Source organism: Microbacterium keratanolyticum, assembly GCF_016907255.1.
Classification (GTDB): domain Bacteria; phylum Actinomycetota; class Actinomycetes; order Actinomycetales; family Microbacteriaceae; genus Microbacterium; species Microbacterium keratanolyticum.
The window spans coordinates 2,862,681-2,881,277 of sequence record NZ_JAFBBQ010000001.1 but is presented as its reverse complement, the minus strand read 5'-3'; the positions used below and the strand labels follow the sequence as shown (position 1 = coordinate 2,881,277).

15 protein-coding genes and 1 tRNA gene are annotated in these 18,597 nt (G+C 66.9%); 4 read left to right on the top strand and 12 right to left on the bottom strand.

Annotated elements, in window-relative coordinates; all coding sequences use genetic code 11:
* Positions 1-10: 10 nt before the first annotated feature.
* From JOD62_RS13875 to pabB, 4 genes are all read right to left on the bottom strand, one after another.
* The gene (locus tag JOD62_RS13875) at positions 11-2,368 is read right to left on the bottom strand and encodes a ComEC/Rec2 family competence protein (protein ID WP_271171555.1); all 2,358 of its coding nucleotides are present in this window, start codon (positions 2,366-2,368) and stop codon (positions 11-13) included.
* A complete protein-coding gene (locus JOD62_RS13870) occupies positions 2,365-2,997 on the bottom strand; it encodes a ComEA family DNA-binding protein (protein WP_204939829.1) in 633 nt (210 codons plus the stop codon). Before JOD62_RS13870 ends, JOD62_RS13875 begins: the two co-directional genes overlap by 4 nt.
* 160 nt (positions 2,998-3,157) lie before the next feature.
* The gene (leuS, locus tag JOD62_RS13865; RefSeq protein ID WP_239527274.1) at positions 3,158-5,692 is read right to left on the bottom strand and encodes a leucine--tRNA ligase; all 2,535 of its coding nucleotides are present in this window, start codon (positions 5,690-5,692) and stop codon (positions 3,158-3,160) included.
* A gap of 129 nt (positions 5,693-5,821) precedes the next feature.
* Complete coding sequence (gene pabB / locus JOD62_RS13860) at positions 5,822-7,183, bottom strand: aminodeoxychorismate synthase component I (protein WP_271171554.1); 1,362 nt, start codon at positions 7,181-7,183, stop codon at positions 5,822-5,824.
* A 43-nt stretch (positions 7,184-7,226) separates the two neighbouring features.
* Between pabB and JOD62_RS13855 the strand changes: the two genes are divergently transcribed.
* The 4 genes from JOD62_RS13855 to JOD62_RS13840 are packed head-to-tail and all read left to right on the top strand — an operon-like array spanning position 7,227 to position 10,900.
* Complete coding sequence (locus JOD62_RS13855) at positions 7,227-7,898, top strand: DedA family protein (protein ID WP_204939827.1); 672 nt, start codon at positions 7,227-7,229, stop codon at positions 7,896-7,898.
* Positions 7,899-7,902: 4 nt separating this feature from the next.
* On the top strand, positions 7,903-8,931 hold the full coding sequence (locus JOD62_RS13850) for an App1 family protein (protein WP_204939826.1): 1,029 nt from the start codon (positions 7,903-7,905) through the stop codon (positions 8,929-8,931).
* 10 nt (positions 8,932-8,941) lie between these two features.
* Entirely contained in the window at positions 8,942-9,838 is an 897-nt protein-coding gene (locus JOD62_RS13845; protein WP_239526720.1) for a 3-methyladenine DNA glycosylase, read from the top strand.
* A gap of 48 nt (positions 9,839-9,886) precedes the next feature.
* Positions 9,887-10,900 carry a DUF2804 domain-containing protein gene (locus JOD62_RS13840; protein ID WP_204939825.1) on the top strand — a complete coding sequence of 338 codons (1,014 nt, stop codon included), beginning with the start codon at positions 9,887-9,889 and terminating at the stop codon, positions 10,898-10,900.
* Positions 10,901-10,906: 6 nt separating this feature from the next.
* Here the strand turns inward: JOD62_RS13840 and JOD62_RS13835 are convergent, their stop codons facing one another.
* The 8 genes from JOD62_RS13835 to nadD form a co-directional block, all read right to left on the bottom strand.
* Positions 10,907-11,974 (bottom strand): FAD-dependent oxidoreductase, encoded by a 1,068-nt coding sequence (locus JOD62_RS13835; RefSeq protein ID WP_204939824.1) that lies wholly within the window; start codon positions 11,972-11,974, stop codon positions 10,907-10,909.
* A gap of 40 nt (positions 11,975-12,014) precedes the next feature.
* Positions 12,015-13,775, bottom strand: coding sequence for a glycoside hydrolase family 2 protein (locus JOD62_RS13830; protein ID WP_204939823.1), 1,761 nt, complete (start codon positions 13,773-13,775; stop codon positions 12,015-12,017).
* Entirely contained in the window at positions 13,772-15,100 is a 1,329-nt protein-coding gene (locus JOD62_RS13825; RefSeq protein ID WP_204939822.1) for an MFS transporter, read from the bottom strand. The genes JOD62_RS13830 and JOD62_RS13825 overlap by 4 nt, the downstream gene beginning before the upstream one ends.
* Positions 15,101-15,192: 92 nt before the next feature.
* The gene (locus tag JOD62_RS13820; protein ID WP_204939821.1) at positions 15,193-16,125 is read right to left on the bottom strand and encodes an aldose 1-epimerase family protein; all 933 of its coding nucleotides are present in this window, start codon (positions 16,123-16,125) and stop codon (positions 15,193-15,195) included.
* A gap of 99 nt (positions 16,126-16,224) precedes the next feature.
* Positions 16,225-16,297, bottom strand: a tRNA-Ala gene (locus JOD62_RS13815).
* A 110-nt stretch (positions 16,298-16,407) separates the two neighbouring features.
* Positions 16,408-16,785 (bottom strand): ribosome silencing factor, encoded by a 378-nt coding sequence (rsfS, locus tag JOD62_RS13810; RefSeq protein WP_204939820.1) that lies wholly within the window; start codon positions 16,783-16,785, stop codon positions 16,408-16,410.
* Positions 16,785-17,993, bottom strand: coding sequence for a hypothetical protein (locus JOD62_RS13805; RefSeq protein ID WP_204939819.1), 1,209 nt, complete (start codon positions 17,991-17,993; stop codon positions 16,785-16,787). Before JOD62_RS13805 ends, rsfS begins: the two co-directional genes overlap by 1 nt.
* On the bottom strand, positions 17,990-18,589 hold the full coding sequence (gene nadD / locus JOD62_RS13800; protein ID WP_204939818.1) for a nicotinate-nucleotide adenylyltransferase: 600 nt from the start codon (positions 18,587-18,589) through the stop codon (positions 17,990-17,992). The genes JOD62_RS13805 and nadD overlap by 4 nt, the downstream gene beginning before the upstream one ends.
* Positions 18,590-18,597 lie beyond the last annotated feature (8 nt).

The window sequence follows — 18,597 nt, the reverse complement described above, 5'->3', positions numbered from 1 at the left end:
TCGCCGCCCGTCATTCGGAACTCGGTGCAAGCTCTCGTTCGGTCCAGATCGACAGCCCTTCGTCGGTCTGGCTGATGAGGATCTGCCCCTGCAGGTCCGTACGTGCGATCACTGCTCCCGTCGCTTCGAGCATGCTCAGGGTCTGTTCCCGCGGATGACCGTAGCTGTTGTCCGCGCCGACGGTGAAGATCGCGAGTCGCGCGGCCGCTTCGGCGTACAGATCCGCGTCCTGGTCGGCGCTCCCGTGATGCGCGACTTTGACGATCACGTACGGCCCGCGCACGGCGCTCACTCGCTGCATCAGACGTTGGGCCTCCCCAGAGAGATCGCCGAGGAGGAGCATCCGCGGGACTCCCCCGCCGCTGATCTCCCAAACCACGCTGGCGTCGTTTCCCGCCGGGAACACCGGTTCTGGTGCACGCGGCCAGAGAACTCGCCACGATGCGTCACCGAGCTGTCCGGTCTGGCCGCGTGCCGCCTCGTGGAGCGTCGCTCCCGCATCTCGCAGGTTCTCCAGCGCACGCGTGTCACTGCTGCCCGTCGGAGGTCCGTGCAGAACCGTGTCGACCCGGCCCCGTAGGGCTTCCATTCCGCCACCGTGATCAAGGTCGAAATGAGTCAGGACGAGGAGATCGACCCGGGTGATGCCCAGTGACTCCAAGCACGTTCTGAGTGTCGCAGGATCGGGGCCGGTGTCGATGAGCGCGATCTGACCGGCACTGCGGACGATCACGGCGTCTCCCTGTCCGATGTCGCATGCGGCGATGCTCCAGTCCGAGGGGCGTGAGAGCGGAGCAAGCGGTCCGCGCACGAGCGCCCCGCCCGTGACGCCGGCCGTCGCGACCGCGACGATGAGCAGAGCTGCCGCTCGCAGCCAGCGTGGATACGCCTCCGGCGACCTGATCAGCAGCCAGCCGAGCGCCGCACTCAGCAGCGCGATGCCCACCGCTGGCAGCACGCCAGCCGAAACCGCCACCGTCGCCAGAGGAAGCTCTGCCGTCACCTGGGCCGTCGTCGCGATCCAGGCGGAGGGAAGCCACGCCGTCGCGGCGAGCAGATCGGCCAGCCACGGAAGGAACATCGTCACACACGAGAGGAGTCCGATGACCGTGGCGATGGGAGCCGCCGGCGCAGCCAGCAGGTTCGCGACGACGCCGATCAGTGACTGGTGATCGGCGAAGAGAGCGATGATCGGGCCGCACGCCAACTGCGCTGCCAGCGGGACGGCGAGAACGAGCGCGAGGGGATACGGCATCCACCGAGACAGCCCGTGAGCGACTGGTGGCGCGAGGATGATCAGCGCTCCCGTCGCGACGGCAGAGAGCGCGAAGCCGGCCGTCGACGCCAACCAGGGGTCTGCGATCAGGAGCACTGTGACCGCGAGCAGCAGCACGGCGAAGCCCGCCCGCGGGCGTCCGAGCAGCAGACTGAGCATTGCAACCCCCGCCATGGCAGCGGCGCGAATCACGCTGGGCTCGGGGGTCACGAGAACCACGAATCCTGCGAGGCTCACCGCGGCGACGATGATGCGCAATGTCCGCCCTCCCCCGAGCAGCGCAACCACGCCGAACGCCGCCGCGGTCACGATCGCGCAGTTCGACCCGCTCACCGCCGTCAGGTGCGAGAGCCCACTCGCGAGCATCGCGTCGTTGAGCTTCTCGTCGACGGCGCGTGTGTCACCCACGGCGAGGCCAGGCAAGAGCGCTGCGCCCGGAGCGGGCAGGCGCAGCGCCCGCTCGATGAGTGCCATCCGCACGCGGTCTGCCTGTTCCGGGATGAAGCCGCCTCGGTCGGCGACAACCGCGGAACCCTGCCCGAAGAGCACCACAACCGCCCGCTCCCCCGGACCCGCTCGTTTCGCCTCAGCGCGCAGGCGGATCTGCGTGCCCGGAGCGAGGCCACCCTCGACCGCATCTGCGGCAATTCCCAGCCGCACCGGCGCGCTCGTCTCCTGAATTCCGTGACCAGGACGCGCGGCAGCAACGGCATGAGCATCCGCCCATAACCGCCCGTCGGAACCCGGCGATGGATTCGACAGCACCTCGACGACGACGTCCACGGTGGCGCCCTCGAGGGCTGCAACCTGCGCTCGTTCCGGGGACACGATCAGGACGGTGAGTGCAGGACCTGCGACGGCAGCAAGACAGACGACGACCATCCCGGCCGCCGCTCGCAGACGCCTCTGCCACACCCGAGCCGTCCCTCTCCGCGTACGACGCCGGATCCACTCGGCGCGGCCTGCAACGACGGCGCTACCGAGCGCGACAAGCATCACGGTCGCCGACAGGTGCGGCATGAACACGCACAGCAGCGCTGATGCCCACGCGCACAGTGCCACGGGCAGCAGCCGCAGGTCGCGACCCTTCACACCCGCACCTTGCTGCGCAGCCCGGCGAGCAGCTTCTCACCGATGCCCGGGACGGCGAGGAGATCGTCCACCGACTGGAACCTTCCGTTCTCCTCCCGCCACGCGATGATGCGCTCTGCGATCGCGGGGCCGATCCGCGGGAGCTCCTCCAGAGCTGCGGAATCCGCCGTGTTCAGGTCGATCATTCCGTCCGAGGTGGCCCCAGGCACGGTCGCCGCACCGGGAGCCCCCAATGCGGCGACGACCAGCTGCTCACCATCGCTCACCAGACGGGCGAGGTTGATGCTCTGCAGATCGGCGGTCTCGGTCGTGCCTCCCGCTGCCGCCAGAGCATCTGCGACGCGTGCGTCGGCCCCGAGCACATAGAGCCCGGGATTCACGACTTCGCCGAGGACATGCACGTAGGCCTCGGCTCCTCGCGGCGCGCCGTTCTCTTCGACGGCGTCCCACTCGATGGCCTCCGCGGGGCGGACCTGGCCCTGCACCAGGGCGACGCCCACGATCGCTGACAGCACGATGAGGCCGACCACCACCGCGGCACCGACACTCAACCGGAAGCGACGCGGAGCCGGTGCGAGTTCCTCGTCATCATCGGGAGATTCCGGTGCGAGAACGGGCGAAGTGGGCACACCTCGACGCTAGGCTCGCGCAGTTTCCCCGTCTGCCTGGTTCACATCGTCAGTGGAGAATTCCGGACGTCCCACGTCTGTGCAGAACCGGATGACGCCCAGAGACAGCAACGCGGCACCCGGCCGAAGCCGTAGTGCCGCGTTGTCAGCTGTTTCGAACTCAGCCCTTGACGGCGAAGTTGACGATCTTCGGAGCGCGGACGATCACGCGAACGATCTCCTTGCCCTCAAGCGCACGCTGCACCTTCTCGTCAGCGCGGGCGAGCGCCTCCAGTTCGGTGTCGCTGATTCGCGCGGGAACCTCCAGAGTGCTGCGCACCTTGCCGTTGATCTGCACGGCCGTCGTGACCGTGTCTTCCACGAGCATGTCTGCTTCGGGCTGACGCCAGACGACGAGTCCGACCGATGGCTCGTGTCCGAGAGCCTCCCACATCTCCTCGGCAGTGTGCGGCGCGATGAGGTCGAGCATCACGGCGACCGTCTCTGCCGCTTCGCGGACAGCCGGATCTGCGGCGCCGGCGCCCACGTCGATCGCCTTGCGGGTGCTGTTGACGAGGTCCATGAGACGAGCCACGAGCACGTTGAACTTGGTGTGCTCGACGAGTCCCGGCGCGTCCGCGAGCAGACGGTGGGTCACGCGACGCAGCGTCACATCACCCTGGGCGAACGGTGCGCCGACCGGAGACTGCACTTCGCGGGCGATACGCAGCGCACGGGACAGGAACTTCTGCGCGCCCGTCATCGAGACATCCGCCCAGTCCTTGTCGTCTTCCACTGGACCCGCGAAGGCGAGGCCGACGCGCAGCGCATCCGCGCCGTGCGCCTCGAGCTCCTGCTGGAACAGCACCAGGTTGCCCTTGCTCTTGGACATCTTCTGCCCGTTGAGGATCACCATGCCCTGGTTGATGAGGCTGGAGAACGGCTCGGTGAAGTCGACCAGACCCATGTCGAACAGAACCTTGGTGAGGAAGCGCGCGTACAGCAGGTGCAGGATCGCGTGCTCGACACCACCGATGTACGAGTCGACCGGTGCCCAGCGTCGTGCGTCCTCGGGCGTGAAGGCGGCCTCTTCGTTACCCGGAGACAGGAAGCGCAGGAAGTACCAGGAGCTGTCGACGAACGTGTCCATCGTGTCGGGGTCGCGCAGGGCCGGCTCCCCCGTCGTCGGGTCGACCGTGCGCACCCACGACTCTGCAGCGCCCAGGGGCGACGTGCCCTTCGGCGAGAGGTCGAGACCCTCGACGCTCGGCAGGCGCACCGGCAGCTGCTCTTCGGAGACCGGCACGATGCCGCCGTCCTGCGTGTGCAGCATCGGGATCGGCGTGCCCCAGAAGCGCTGGCGAGAGATCAGCCAGTCGCGCAGGCGGTAGTTCTTCGCCGCCCGCCCTGTTCCGGCTGCCTCGAGCTTCTCGATCGTGCGAGCGATCGCAGTGCGCTTGGAGAGGCCATTCAGCTCACCCGAGTTGATCATCCGACCGTCGCCGACGAGGGCGACACCGGTCTGCGCCGGGTGCTGCTCCTCGAGCGTCGCCGCCGCGTCGATAGGCACGCCATCGGCGTCGACCTCGACGACGGGCATCGCTCCCGTGATCGGCGCTGTCGTGTCGACGACGACCTTGACGGGCAGATCGAAGGCGCGGGCGAAGTCGAGGTCGCGCTGGTCATGGGCGGGCACGGCCATGACCGCACCGTGACCGTAGTCGGCCAGCACGTAGTCGGCTGCCCAGATCGGCAGGCGCTCGCCGTTGACCGGGTTGATCGCGTAGCGCTCCAGGAACACACCGGTCTTCGGGCGGTCGGTCGACTGACGATCGATCTCGCTCGTCTTCTGCACCTGCGTCAGGTAGTCCGTGAAGCGCGCACGCACCTCTTCCGGAGCATCCGCAGCGAGCTCCGCCGCCAGATCGGAGTCGGGAGCGACGACGAAGAAGGTCGCACCGTGCAGGGTGTCGGGGCGCGTCGAGAACACGGTGACGGCGCCATCGCGGCCCTCGATCGTGAAGTCCACGTCCGCACCGACCGAGCGACCGATCCAGTTGCGCTGCATCTGCAGCACCTTGTGCGGCCAGAAGCCCTCGAGCTGGTTCAGGTCATCGAGCAGGCGGTCTGCGTAGTCGGTGATCTTGAAGTACCACTGCGTGAGCTTCTTCTTCACGACCTCGGCGCCGCAGCGCTCGCAGCGACCGTCGACGACCTGCTCGTTCGCGAGCACCGTCTGGTCGTTGGGGCACCAGTTCACCGGGCTCTTCTTGCGATAGGCCAGACCGCGCTCGTACATCTTCAGAAACAGCCACTGGTTCCAGCGGTAGTACTCCGGGTCGGAGGTGTGCAGCACGCGCGACCAGTCGAACGAGACGCCGTACTGCTGGAAGGCGGCCTTCTGCTGGGCGATGTTCTGGTAGGTCCACTCACGCGGGTCGGCACCGCGACGGATCGCGGCGTTCTCCGCCGGCAGGCCGAAGGAGTCCCACCCGATGGGGTTCAGGACGTTGTGTCCGCGGTGACGCCAGAAACGGGCGACCACATCGGAGTAGAGGTAGTTCTCGGCGTGCCCCATGTGCAGGTCACCGGAGGGGTACGGGAACATCGCGAGCACGTACTTGCGCGGGCGAGTGTCGTCTTCGCCGCCCGCGAGGAAGGTCTCGTTCTCGGCCCAGTACTTCTGCCACTTGGCCTGAAGCTCGTGCGCCGACAGCGACTCATCAGCGGACTCGGTGACGGGGAAGGACGCGTGCTCAGACAACGAAGGACCAATCTACGGGTGCGGAACGGCGCGAAAGCCGGATATTCCAGGGTATCCGACTTGACCGGCCCCTGTTGCGTCTCAGCGAGCGCCGTCCACAGCCTGCTTCTGCAGGAGATCTGACCACTCGCTGGGCAGCGCCGCACCGAGTGCAGCGAGTGGAGCCCGCGCCTTGGTCGCCACCTCTGCGGCCTCCTCGGCGGGGTTCGAGAGCCAGGTGATGCCGCCGCCGGCACCCACCGACGCGGTGCCTGCCGCATAGATGATCGTGCGGATCACCATCGCGAGGTCGACTTCGCCGTCGAGGCCGATGAATCCGAAGCATCCGCTGTAGACGCCCCGGGGCGCGGCCTCCAATACATGTAGGATCGTCATCGCGGAGAGCTTCGGTGCTCCCGTCATGCTGCCGGCGGGGAATATCGCGTCGATGAGGTCGCCGACGCGCACCCCGGCTGTCAGGTGGCCGCTCACGGTGCTGACGAGCTGATGCACCGCGGGATACGACTCCACAGCCCAGAGCGCCTCGACGGCGATCGTTCCGGGTTCGGAGACGCGGGAGAGATCGTTGCGCATGAGATCGACGATCATGACGTTCTCGGCTCGCTCCTTCTCGCTCTCCACGAGTTCACGGGCGAGGCGCGCATCAGCCTCTGCGGTGGCGCCCCGCGGGCGCGTGCCCTTGATCGGACGCGTCCGCGCGACTCCGCCGGAGACGTGCAGGAACTGCTCCGGACTCGCGCTCAGCAGCGCGTGGGCGCCGACCCGGATGAAGCCGCCGTGATGCGCGGGACTCACCGCACGCAGGCGCAGGTACGTCTGCACCGGGTCGGGTGCATCCTCGACGGTGAAGCGGGTCGTGAGACAGAGCTGATACGCATCGCCGGCACGGATCGACTCACGGCATCGCTCGACGAGCGCCGTGTAGTCGTCGACTCCGTGTCGGGCGCGCGCGACGCGCGCCGAGGAGGCGGATGCTGCGCGCGGGCGCCCCTTATCGACGGAGACGAGCCAGGCGGTCCACTCGTCGAGTTCGTGCTCCGGCGCGAGGACCCACCGCACGCCGTTCGCGTGATCGATCGCCAGCAGATGCGTGACCCCGATCCAGGTCTGGCCCGGCACCGTGTCGTCGACGGCCACGGGCGCTCCGGCCACCGCGGCACCTTCCTCATAGCCCGCCCAGCCGATCCATCCACCGCGGAACGGGGGAAGACCTGGGTCGGTGGGGCCCGTGCCCTTCAGAGGCTGCGCGCGCACGGCGCTCGCATCTGCCGTTACGACGCCGCGCCCGAGATAGCTCCATCCGCTGGCTGCATCCGCGCCCGCGTCGAGCCAGAACACACCCATCGCATCCGTCGGAGCTTCCGTCGCAAGCGCGGTGAAGACGGCCGCGAGATCGACATCGACAGGCAGCCTGCGGGCAGGAAGAGAGGCCGGGCTGTGCACACTCCCAGCGTACGTGGCGGTGCGGGCGCATTACTCTCGTGGTGTGGACGACATTCTGCTCTGGTTGCTCGATACCGTGCAGTCCGTCGACCCTGTCCTCCGGACGGTCCTCGCGGGCATCGCGATCATGCTCGAGACCAGCATCCTGATCGGACTGATCGTCCCGGGTGACACGATCGTCATCGTCGCCGCCATGGGCGTGACGACGCCCCTGCAGGGTGTCGCGCTCGCGATCACCGTCATCATCGGAGCCCTCATCGGCGAGAGCATCGGCTTCGCGCTCGGACGGTGGCTCGGACCCCGCATCCGGCACTCATGGATCGGGCGGCGGATCGGCGAGCACAACTGGGAGCGCTCGGAACGGTATCTGCAGCGTCGCGGCGGCATCGCCATCTTCCTGTCGCGCTTCCTCCCCGTGCTGCACTCCCTCGTGCCGCTCACCGTGGGAATGAGCACCTTCAGCTACCGGCGGTTCCTTGCGTGGACGACTCCCGCCTGTGTGATCTGGTCGATCGCCTACGTGAGCGTCGCATCCGTCGCGGCCGGGAGCTACCGCGAGCTCTCCAGCACCGTGCATTTCGCGGGCTACATCTTCGTGGGCGTCATCGTGCTGTTCCTCCTCGTCGCGCTGCTGGGCAAGAAGCTCCTGCAGAAGCGGGAGGAGCGTCACATGCGGGCGACCGCCGAGGAACCTCAGGGAGACGTGAAAGACTGAGGTGATGGCTTCCCCCACTTCCCGCCCACGGAAGATCCACTGGTTCGCCCGCCTGGAGCACCGCTTCCACGCGTGGCGTGAGCGGCGTGCCCGCAGACGGGGTCGCACGGCGACAGTCCTGCCATTCCCCGGCTATGGCGGTCCCGGTTGGGTTCGCGTCGTCGGGCGCGTGCTGATCGTCCCGCCGCGGCCGCGCACGGCCAGTGGCGAGTTCGCGAGCGTCCGCGGCTGGCGCAGCTTCGTCGGGATCCCGGTGAGTTTCGCGACCGTCCAGGTCACGGTCAACGGGCGCGTGCATGAGGTGACCGCCGACCGCGGCGGCGTCGTCGACGCGGTCATCCACGAGGAGCTGCCGTCCGGCTGGCAGAGCATGGAGATGCGCGTCGAGGGCCAGGATCCTGTCGAAGCCCGAGTCTTCGTCGTCTCCGCGGATGTCCGGTTCGGGGTGGTCTCCGACATCGATGACACGGTGATGGTCACCGCTCTCCCCCGCCCCCTCGTCGCCGCATGGAACTCCTTCGTCGTCGACGAGCACGCGCGTCTTCCCGTTCCGGGAATGGCCGTGCTGCTGGAGCGGATTCTGCGCGACAACCCCGGCTCCCCGATGCTGTACCTCTCGACGGGGGCCTGGAACATCGCGCCCACGCTGTCGCGATTCCTCTCGCGGCATCTGTTCCCAGCTGGTTCCTTCCTGCTGACGGACTGGGGTCCCACGCACGATCGCTGGTTCCGCAGCGGCCGCGAGCACAAACTGACGAATCTTCGCCGTCTTGCCGTCGAGTTCCCGCACATCAAGTGGCTGCTCATCGGCGACGACGGACAGCACGACGAGGCGATCTACACCCAGTTCCTCGCTGAGCACCCGGCGTCGGTCGCGGGTGTCGCGATTCGTCGACTGCGCCCCGCTGAGGCGGTGCTCGCGGGTGGCCGTGTCGCGCCCGAAGATCATTCCGACGACGATGTGCCGTGGGTGAGCGCCGAGGACGGTGCCGGAATCCTCGAGAAGTTCGTCGAGGCCGGACTCCTTCGCTAGGACGATCGTCATGACCTCCTCCCCCGCGATCCGCGCCGAGGATCCGCGGATGCTGACTCGGGATCGCTGGCGCGCCCGGGAAGGCGCGCACCAGGAGCGCGCCGATCGGCTGACGGCGGAACACCGTGCGCGGGCACAGCGGGGTGAGAAGCATCCGGTCTGGGACTTCCTCTTCACCTACTATTCCTACAAGCCGACACAATTGCGCCGGTGGCATCCCGGTGCGGGCGTTGCGCTCGTCGACGCGCGCGAGCGCGCCGACTGGCGCTGGTACGCAGCGGGTCCGGTCGACGGGTCATTCGCGCCCGACGCGGAAGCGTACGCGCGCGAGAAGCCTCAGCTGGCACAGCTCGTGGAGCGGATGCTGCGGCGTACCGCCGCGCGCCCGGCACAGTTCGGATGCTTCGGCCTGCACGAGTGGGCCATGGTCTACCAGCAGGATGAGACGCGGCATCCGGTGCCCCTGCGCCTCGGACGAGACGGCACCGACGCGGTGGTCGAGGCGAACGAACTGCGCTGCACGCACTTCGATGCGTTCCGCTTCTTCACCCCGCCCGCGGTGCCGCGCAACCGACTGTCGCTCACGCGCGACTCCCAGTCTGAGTTTGAGCAACCTGGCTGCCTGCATGCGGGAATGGATCTGTACCGCTGGGCGATGAAGCTGGGCCCCCTCATCCCCGGCGAACTGCTGCTCGACACGTTCGAGCTCGCACGTGATATTCGGCTGCTCGATATGGAAGCTGCACCCTATGATCTCGCGGACTGGGGCGTCATACCGGTCGCCATCGAAACAGCCGAGGGAAAGGCCGAGTACGTGCGCCGACAGCGCGAGTTCGCCGAACGCGGAGTGCTCCTGCGCGGCGCGCTGCTGCAGGCGTGGTTCGGCACACCACCTGTCGCCCCCTAGGATCGCGATATACCCCCGGCGCAACGACGCACCACCAGGAGCCGACTCATGATCGAACGCGAGATCACCTCGCCCGTGTCTCTCACGACCGCCGACGGTCGTTTCAACCCCGAATCGCAGGGATGGACCCGCACCCAGCTGCACGACACCTCAGGCATCGGGCAACGCAGCCGCGGGCGCAACAAGCGGTGGGAATACTGGAACGTGATGACGCCGACGCACATCATCGCGCTCACGGTCTCGTGGGTCGACTACATGGCGCTGCACGCTGTGTGGATGTTCGACCGCACGACCGGCGCGGCGATCGACGTGACTGACATCGTGCCCGGCGGCCGCAGCGCAACCCTGCCCCCCACTCTCGGCGATGGCCCGGCTCGAGCGCGCAGCAGACGACTGTCGATCGACATCGACGAGCTCGGGCCCGTCGCCGGCACACGTCTGCGTGCAGAGACCGCGCGCGCGAGCTTCGACATCATCGCCGAACGTCCCGAGGGGCATGAGGCGATGGGGGTCGTCGTGCCGTGGCGCCGCAACGGTGCAGTGAAGAGATTTCAGTACACGGTGAAAGACGTCGCACGCCCCGCGCGCGGAACCCTGACGATCGACGGCGTCACGCACTCTTTTGATGCAGACAGCTGGGCTGTTCTCGACCACGGCCGTGGCCGATGGCCGTACCGCGTCTGGTGGAACTGGGCGGCGGGCAGCGGCATGGTTGACGGGCGCGTGATCGGCCTGCAGCTGGGCTCGAAGTGGACGGATGGCTCGGGGTCGACCGAGAACGCACTCGTCGTCGACGGGCGGGTGTCGAAGGTCAGCGAAGAACTCGTCTGGGAGTACGACGCGAGCGATTGGATGCGCCCGTGGCGCGTGACTGGAGAGCGCGCAGACCTCACGTTCACGCCGTTCTACAACAAGGCGTCACGCACGAACGCGCTCGTCGTTTCGTCGCGCACGAACCAGCTCTTCGGCGTCTGGACCGGGTGGGTGCTCGACGACCGCGACGAGCGGGTGCGCATCGACGGTATCGAGGGGTTCGCCGAAGACGTGCTGAACCGCTGGTGAGGCGCGTCAGACGACCGGCAGCGCCTGCTGTGCGGTGAGTGCTTCACTCACACCGCGAGCCGCGGCGCGACCCGCGCGATTCGCGCCGATCGTGCTCGCGGAAGGTCCGTAGCCGACCATCTGCACACGAGGGTCTGCGACGGCCGTGGTTCCTCGACCCGCGCGGTCGAGTTGAATGCCGCCCTGCGGGCTGCGCAGCTTCAGCGGGGCGAGGTGGCTGATTGCGGGGCGGAAGCCGGTCGCCCAGAGGATCACCTCGACTGGTTCGAAACGACCGTCCGCCCAGCGCACGCCGTCGGGTTCGACTGAGGAGAACATCGGCATCCGGGCCGCATAGACCCCCATGCGCTCAGCCTCGCGCTCCTGGTCACGCAACATCAGCCCCGTGACGCTGACAACACTCTCGGGCGGAAGGCCCGCTGCCACGCGCTGCTCGACGAGCGCCACTGCTGCGGCACCCGCCTCGGGGGTGAAGTCGTCGGATCTCCAGACCGGCTCGCGGCGCGTCACCCAGAGTACGTCGGCGATCGGTGCGAGCGCACCGAGGAACTGCACAGCGGATGCTCCGCCGCCCACCACCAGCACACGCTTACCGCGGAAGTGCTCGGGGCCGGGGTAGTCGACCGTGTGGAGTTGCTCGCCGACGAACGTCTCCATGCCCGGGTAGTGCGGAAGCAACGGGTGCGTCCACGTGCCGGTGGCATTCACGAGCGTGCGGGTGAGCCAGCGCCGCTCCCCTGCCGAGACAACCAGCAGCCCGTCCTCGTCGCGCACGTCGTCAACGCGAACGGGTCGGATGATCGGAAGGTCATGCGCGCATTCATAATCGGCGAACGACAACGGCACGATGATGTTCGCACGCTGGCCGTCTCGGGCCGGCGGACGCGCATCAGGGAGTTCTGCGACACCGTGCACGTCGCGCATGGTGAGTGCATCCCAGCGATGCTGCCAGGCGCCGCCTGGGGCGTCGTTCGCATCGAGGACGACGTGGGTGATGCCGCGCCGCGTCAGATGGTACGAAGCGGATAGCCCCACCTGCCCGGCACCGATCACCAGACTGTCGAGAATGTCCATACTCTGAGCAACGTGGCGCCTCTCGAAAATGTTCCGCGCGTCACGGCAGTGCGATCACCGCCGCGTCAAACTCCGCACGGAACTGCGCGTTGAGACGCCGCACCGTTGCGGCATCCGCCTTCAACTCCTCCCGATTCGCGGTGAGCAGTCCGTTCGACTCGTCTTCGACATCAGCGAGCTGCGTGTACACCGTGGCAGAGAGGCCGTGGCGGATCGCGGGGATGACCTCCCGCTCGTGGAGACGCGCATATGCTTCGGTGAACTCGTCGCGCGTCTTCATTCGACGGTAGCCGAAGTGCCGTGGCGGATAGCGATGGCCGGGGAGGCGCAGACTGTACCCACCGTACTCCGAGATCACCAACGCCCGGCCATCGCGCCCCCACCAGCGCGCGGGGCGGATCGGCTGAAAGTAGACATGCAGGCTGCGCAGATCCCCGGCTCGCTGGTCGTGCCATCCGCTCGCATGGTCGATGATCCGATCGGGATCGAGCCGCCTGACACGCTCGGCGGCCTGTGCGGCATCGAACTGTCCCCACCCCTCGTTGAAGGGCACCCACGTCACGATCGAAGGCGCGTTCGACAGATGCCGGATCATCTCGTCGAGCTCGCGGAGTAGCTGCTCACGGCCCTCAGCGTGGGAACGTCCGAAGATGCGGTGGTGCCGGTCAGACCACCCGATGCGGGGCGAGATGACCGGGGTTGAGATCACCCAGGGCTTGTACGTCGTGCCACCGTTGACCGCGTCCTGCCAGACGAGCATGCCCACACGATCGCAGTGGTGGTACCAGCGCAGCGGCTCGATCTTGATGTGCTTGCGAAGCATCGTGAAGCCGAGGTCCTTCATCTCCCGGATGTCGCGGACGAGAGCCTCATCGTCTCGCGCGGTATACAGCCCGTCTTCCCAGTAGCCCTGGTCGAGCACGCCGATGTGCGGGTATGGCACGCCGTTCAGGCGCAGCCGTGGCACACCGAGGGCATCGGGGGCAACATCAACGCTGCGGATTCCCACGTAGCTGCGGACCTCGTCGGCGCCAACCGTGATCTCGAGGTCGTAGAGATGCGGGTCATCGGGCGACCACAGGCGCGGGTCTGCGATGGGGATATGAAGCGCCGTTCCTGTCATGCCCGAAGCAGCCGCGATCTGGTGGCCATCGTCCGTGACGATGACCGCGACGGGCACCGCGTCGTCTGCAGAACACTCGACCGTGAGCTCGACTTCAGCGCGCTGCATTCCGACGCGCGTCTCGGGTGTGCGCATACGCAGAGCCGTGATGTGTTGTTCTGGCACCCGCTCGAGCCAGACGGTCTGCCAGATACCCGACTGAGCTCGGTACCAGATACCCCCGTTCTTCAGGCGCTGCTTGCCGACGGAGTGGTGCGAGGTGTCGCTGACGTCTCGCACTTCGACGATCAGCTCGTGCTCGCTGCCATCACCGAGAGCCTCGGAGACGTCAATTGCGAACGGCAGATAACCCCCGGTGTGCGAGCCGACGCGGATGCCGTTGACGTACACCGAGCACGACTGATCGACCGCGCCGAAATGCAAGATCGTTCGCTCGCCAGGGCGGTTTCGGTGCGCAAGAGACCGGCGGTACCAGAGGGTCTCATGGGGCAGGAGCTGTCGTTCGACTCCTGAGAGCGTCGTTTCAGGAGAGAAAGGCACGAGGATCTTCTGATCCCACGATGCCGGGCGCACGCCTGCCTCTGTGAAGGCGCACTCCCACGTTCCGTTGAGGATCTCGAATTCATCGCGTCGAAGTTGGGGGCGCGGATACTCGGCCAGCGGGATCTCAGTACTCACCGCGCGCGCTCCTGAGCGCGGTCGTGGAAGAACTGCAGCACCGGCACTAGCACCAGCACGATCGCGGAGGCAAGGAAGATCTCGGGTCCGGGCACGGGACGCTCGACACCGAGGTCGACATAGGTCTGCCCTGAGCCGACGATGACCCAGGCTCCGATGAACGGACCGATCATCATCGGAATCATCACTCCGGCCACCATTCGCAGCCCCTGCACCATGCCCGCGTGGCCCTGGGGCGTCTCATCGCGGGCGATTGCGGATGCGGCCGCGAACGCGATCATCATGCCACCAAGAGCGATCGCCGCTGCCGTGATCACCCACACTGATTCGCGCGCCAAGAACATTCCGAGCAGTCCGGCCGCGAAGAGCACGGCGGAGGGAAGAAGCATCCGACGCTTGCCCACACGATTCATCAGAACGCCGCCGAGCACACTGATGAGCGATGCCACGATGAGCGAGACGCCGAGCACAAGGGCGTAGGAGTCGACCTGCAGTCCGTACTGCAAGTAGATGATCACATATGGCAGGAACACCTGCGACGCCGTGGCGAGTACGAGGATCATCCCGAAAGTGGCGTAGAGGCTGGGGTTCGCGCGCATTGTAGACGGCCGGAAGCCAACGAGCATCCGGCGCCACACTGACTCCTCGTCATCAACGGACGGAATCTTCGGAACATCGCGCATCAACATGCCGCCGACGATGCCACTGATGATCGTCGCACCGCCTGTGATGCAGAAGAAGAGACGCCAGTCGCCCTGGCGGGTGAGTCCGTCGAGCGTCGCGAAGACGAGAAGCATCGCGAGGAGAGGCATCATCGCGAGCACCGCATCGGCGAGGCCACGGGTGCGGGGTGTCGTGACGTCGGTCACCCACGCTCCGAATGCAGCGCTGTTCGCGCCAGATCCGATCAGACTCATGATGCAGTCCAGCGCGATGATCCCAACGATCGCTGCGATGACGAAAGGGGCCGCGACGGCGCCGGACGGCGGCGCGAGAAGGCCAAAAGCGGCCGTCGACGCGCCCCAGAGCACATACCCGATCGTGACGAAGCGACGACGGCGTCCGCTGCGATCCGACCATGCGCCGACGATGATCGTGGCGAAGGTCGCAGCAATCGCACTGAACGCCACCATCACGGCGATGATCGTGGGGTCCTGCGTGATCCGCTCGTACACGAATACGTTGAGGTACATGTTCTCGACGACCCAGGCCACCTGGCCGACGAGACCGACGATGATGATTGCCCACCAGGCGCGGGCGCCGATGCGGTCTGGTGCGTTCGGCGTCGACGGGAGGACGTCGCTGCGCGGTGAGGGTGACGTCATCGTCGGGTCCTTCTCGCTGGGGAGTGGTCGGGTTGCCACGTGGCAACCCACATTAGCAACGCGTGGGCCTCCAGGGAGGCGCGGCGCGACAATCAGATCGCGAAGATCACCCACTCGGCAGTTGTCGACTCACCCGCGTCAAGCGTGATCAGATCCGTTCCGCTGTTGAAAGCATCAGGCGGGCACGTCATAGGTTCGACCGCGAGGCCGGCACGGTGGCTTGCCGGAAGTACCGGGTTGTCAGCGGTGTGCACCTGCACCCAACCGCACTCCGCGCCCCATGACATGCCAACGCCCGCCCCGGCCGGCGTTGTCAGCCGCACGGTGGCGCGACCATCGGTGCGCGAGAGCCCCGTGAAAGCGTGATCGATGAAGGTGTCCGCGATCGGTCGAGCCGCACGGAAATCGAACGCCCCCTCGTGCACAGGCACGAGGCCCACGGGAATGAGTCGATCCTCGGTGACTGTCATGACGACATCCGCCGGAAGCTCCAGCCGCCAATCGTCAACCAGACCCTCGCCCGCAACGAGGTACGGGTGGGGAGCAACACCGAAAGGCGCCCGCCCACCACCGACGTTGGTCGCCGACACCTGCGTTGACAGGCCAGCCTCCGTCACAGCGAAGTGCACGACGACCTTCACGCGATACGGATACCCCTGCTGCGGTTCAATCACGGCGACCAGCGTGACCTCGCTCTCGGTCTGCGCGACAGGCGCAAACCGTGACCAGGCCACCAGGCCATGCAGTGCGTGGGAGCGCGCCACCTCGTTCAACGGCAACTGCTGCGCCTCACCCGCCCAGGCGTACGAGCCGCCAACCACCCGATTCGGCCAGGGCGCAAGCATCGCTCCGCGATACACCGGTCGCACCTCGTCTGCGTCGAAGGGAACGATCAGATCTCGCCCCTCGTGGGTGAGCCCGCGCACCGAGGCGCCGATTGACGCGATATGCGCCACATACCCCCCATCGCGGAGCACGTACTGCTCCCCCGATGCCGGCACAGCAGTGTCAATCGAGTGGTCCATCCGAACATCCTCCCAGTTGCGCGACGTCGCGGACGCCCACGGCCGTCGGAGCGTGATGTGCGGGCACAAAAAACCCCCGGCGAACCGGGGATCTGTTTGTGGACCTGAGGGGACTCGAACCCCTGACCCCCTGCATGCCATGCAGGTGCGCTACCAGCTGCGCCACAGGCCCATCTTGCTGCTGCGATCTTCACCGCGACAACTTGATAAGCGTACTACACGCCCGGCGACGATTCCCAATCGAGGGACCTCCTGCGATCAACCGGGCGTGTTGCCGCTTCGCTACTCCCCTGCGACGGGGCTTGCGGTCTCGATCGGGACCGTCGGGCAGTCCTTCCAGAGGCGCTCGAGATCGTAGTAGCTGCGTTCTTCTTCATGGAAGATGTGCACGACGAGGTCGCCGAAGTCGAGCAGAACCCAGCGCGCCTCGGTGCGGCCCTCGCGACGGACTCGCTTGTGACCGGCTTCGATCAGCTTGTCTTCGATCTCGTCGGCGATCGCGGCGACGTTGCGCTCGCTGTTACCCGTGACGATGAGGAAGATGTCGACGAGCGGAAGCGGCTCCGACACGTTCAGGGCGACGAGATCCTCGCCGCCCTTCGACACCGCGGCATCGGCTGCGAGCTGCAGCATGCGGGCTGCGGTTTCTGGTGACTGCATTACGAGAAGACTCCTGTTGTGAAGGCGACCACGAGGGCACCGACGAGAGCGAGCGCAAGCGCGCCCGCGGTGATCGTCAGCGCCAACATGAGCTTGTTGCCCTTGTCGGGCTCCGGCGGGCGGATGACCTCGCCGGCGGGCTTGATGGTGCTGATCGCGGAACTTGCCGCGATCGGCACGGGAGAGGATGCGGCGGGGATCTCACCGTCGAGGAGGACAGCGTCGACCTCTTTGCCGTCTGCGGCGCCGATGGCGTGGCCCTGCGAGCCGATGCCATCGGGCAGTGACATCATGCCGGTGATGAGGATCTCGCCCGTCGTCGGCACCGGCCCGGAGAGGGATCCGGCGCCAGGGGTCTGGCTGTAGATCAGAGCACTCGGCGCGACGCGCGAAGAACCCGTGGAATCGCCGGCCGTGAGCAACTCGCCGAAGGAGTTCGAGGGACGCGGAGCCCGCGGCTCTTCCTTCGCGAGAAGCGCCTCACCGAATCCGGGATTGACCTTCGGGCGCGAATCCTGCGGCAGGGGTGCAACCTGGGGCTGCGGTGCGTTCTCCGCGACGGCAGGAGCGACCTCGACCTCACCGGTCTGGCGGTCGAACGGAAGGTCGCCGAAAGAAGGAGTTCCGAACGGCGCAGGCTCTTCTGCCGGACGGTCAAAGAGTGCTGACACCGACTCCTTCGAGACCGGCGAGTCCCAGGAGATCGTCTCTGCTTCCGGCTCGGCCGGTGCATCGAACGCCGGCGCAGTGAACGTGGGAACGTTCGCCGCCGGCGCCGACGGCATCACCGGAACGGAGGCGATGGGCGCGGATGAGGCCTCGTCGCGAACAGGGGCAGCTGCGGGTGTGGCATCCGCTGCCGGAGCAGAGCCGGGCTCGGATCCCGTCGCGATGGACCCCGTCCGCAGACGCTCTTCTGCACGCGCACGCTTGCGCGTCATCGGGGCGTCGGGCGTGGTGACGGCTTCGACGGTGGCCGCAGGGGGAACCTCGATCGGTTCGGCGGCACGCGGAAGGGGCGCAGCCGGGACGACAGGGGTGACCGTGGGTGCGGTCTCGACGTCGACGGCAACGCGCCCGGCGGGCTGCGCTGAGGCGGGCGCGGCGCCTGACTGCGGGGTCGCCACAGGTGTCGAGCCGGTGAGGCGCACCTCACGCAGCTGCTTGCGGGTAAGCGAACCAGATTCGGGCTGATCCGATGTGCTCATACCTTGCTCCGATACAGATGATGCTTCGCTATGTACTGCACGACCCCGTCGGGAACGAGGTACCACACCGGATCCCCCGCGCGGACGCGCTCCCGGCAGTTCGTTGACGAGATGGCCAGAGCCGGAACTTCCAGTTGACTCACGTCATCACTGGGAAGTCCGTCCGTGCTGAGCACGTGCCCTGGACGGGACACGGCGACGAAGTGCGCCAGGTCCCACAACTCATCATGATCCCTCCAGCTGAGAATCTGCGCTACGGCGTCGGCACCGGAGATGAAGAAGAACTCCGCCTCCGGCCGCTGAGCCTTCAGATCGCGCAGTGTGTCGATCGTGTAGGTGGGTCCGTCACGATCGATGTCGACACGACTCACAGTGAAGTTCGGGTTGGATGCTGTCGCGATCACCGTCATCAGATAACGATGCTCACTGAACGTGACGTCGTCTTTGTGCCAGGGCTCACCCGTGGGCACGAACACGACCTCGTCGAGATCGAAGGAGTGCGCAACCTCACTCGCCGCCACGAGGTGGCCATGGTGAATGGGGTCGAAAGTGCCACCCATCACGCCGATGCGCGGTGTACGAGTGGTCGTCGTCATGCGCGAAG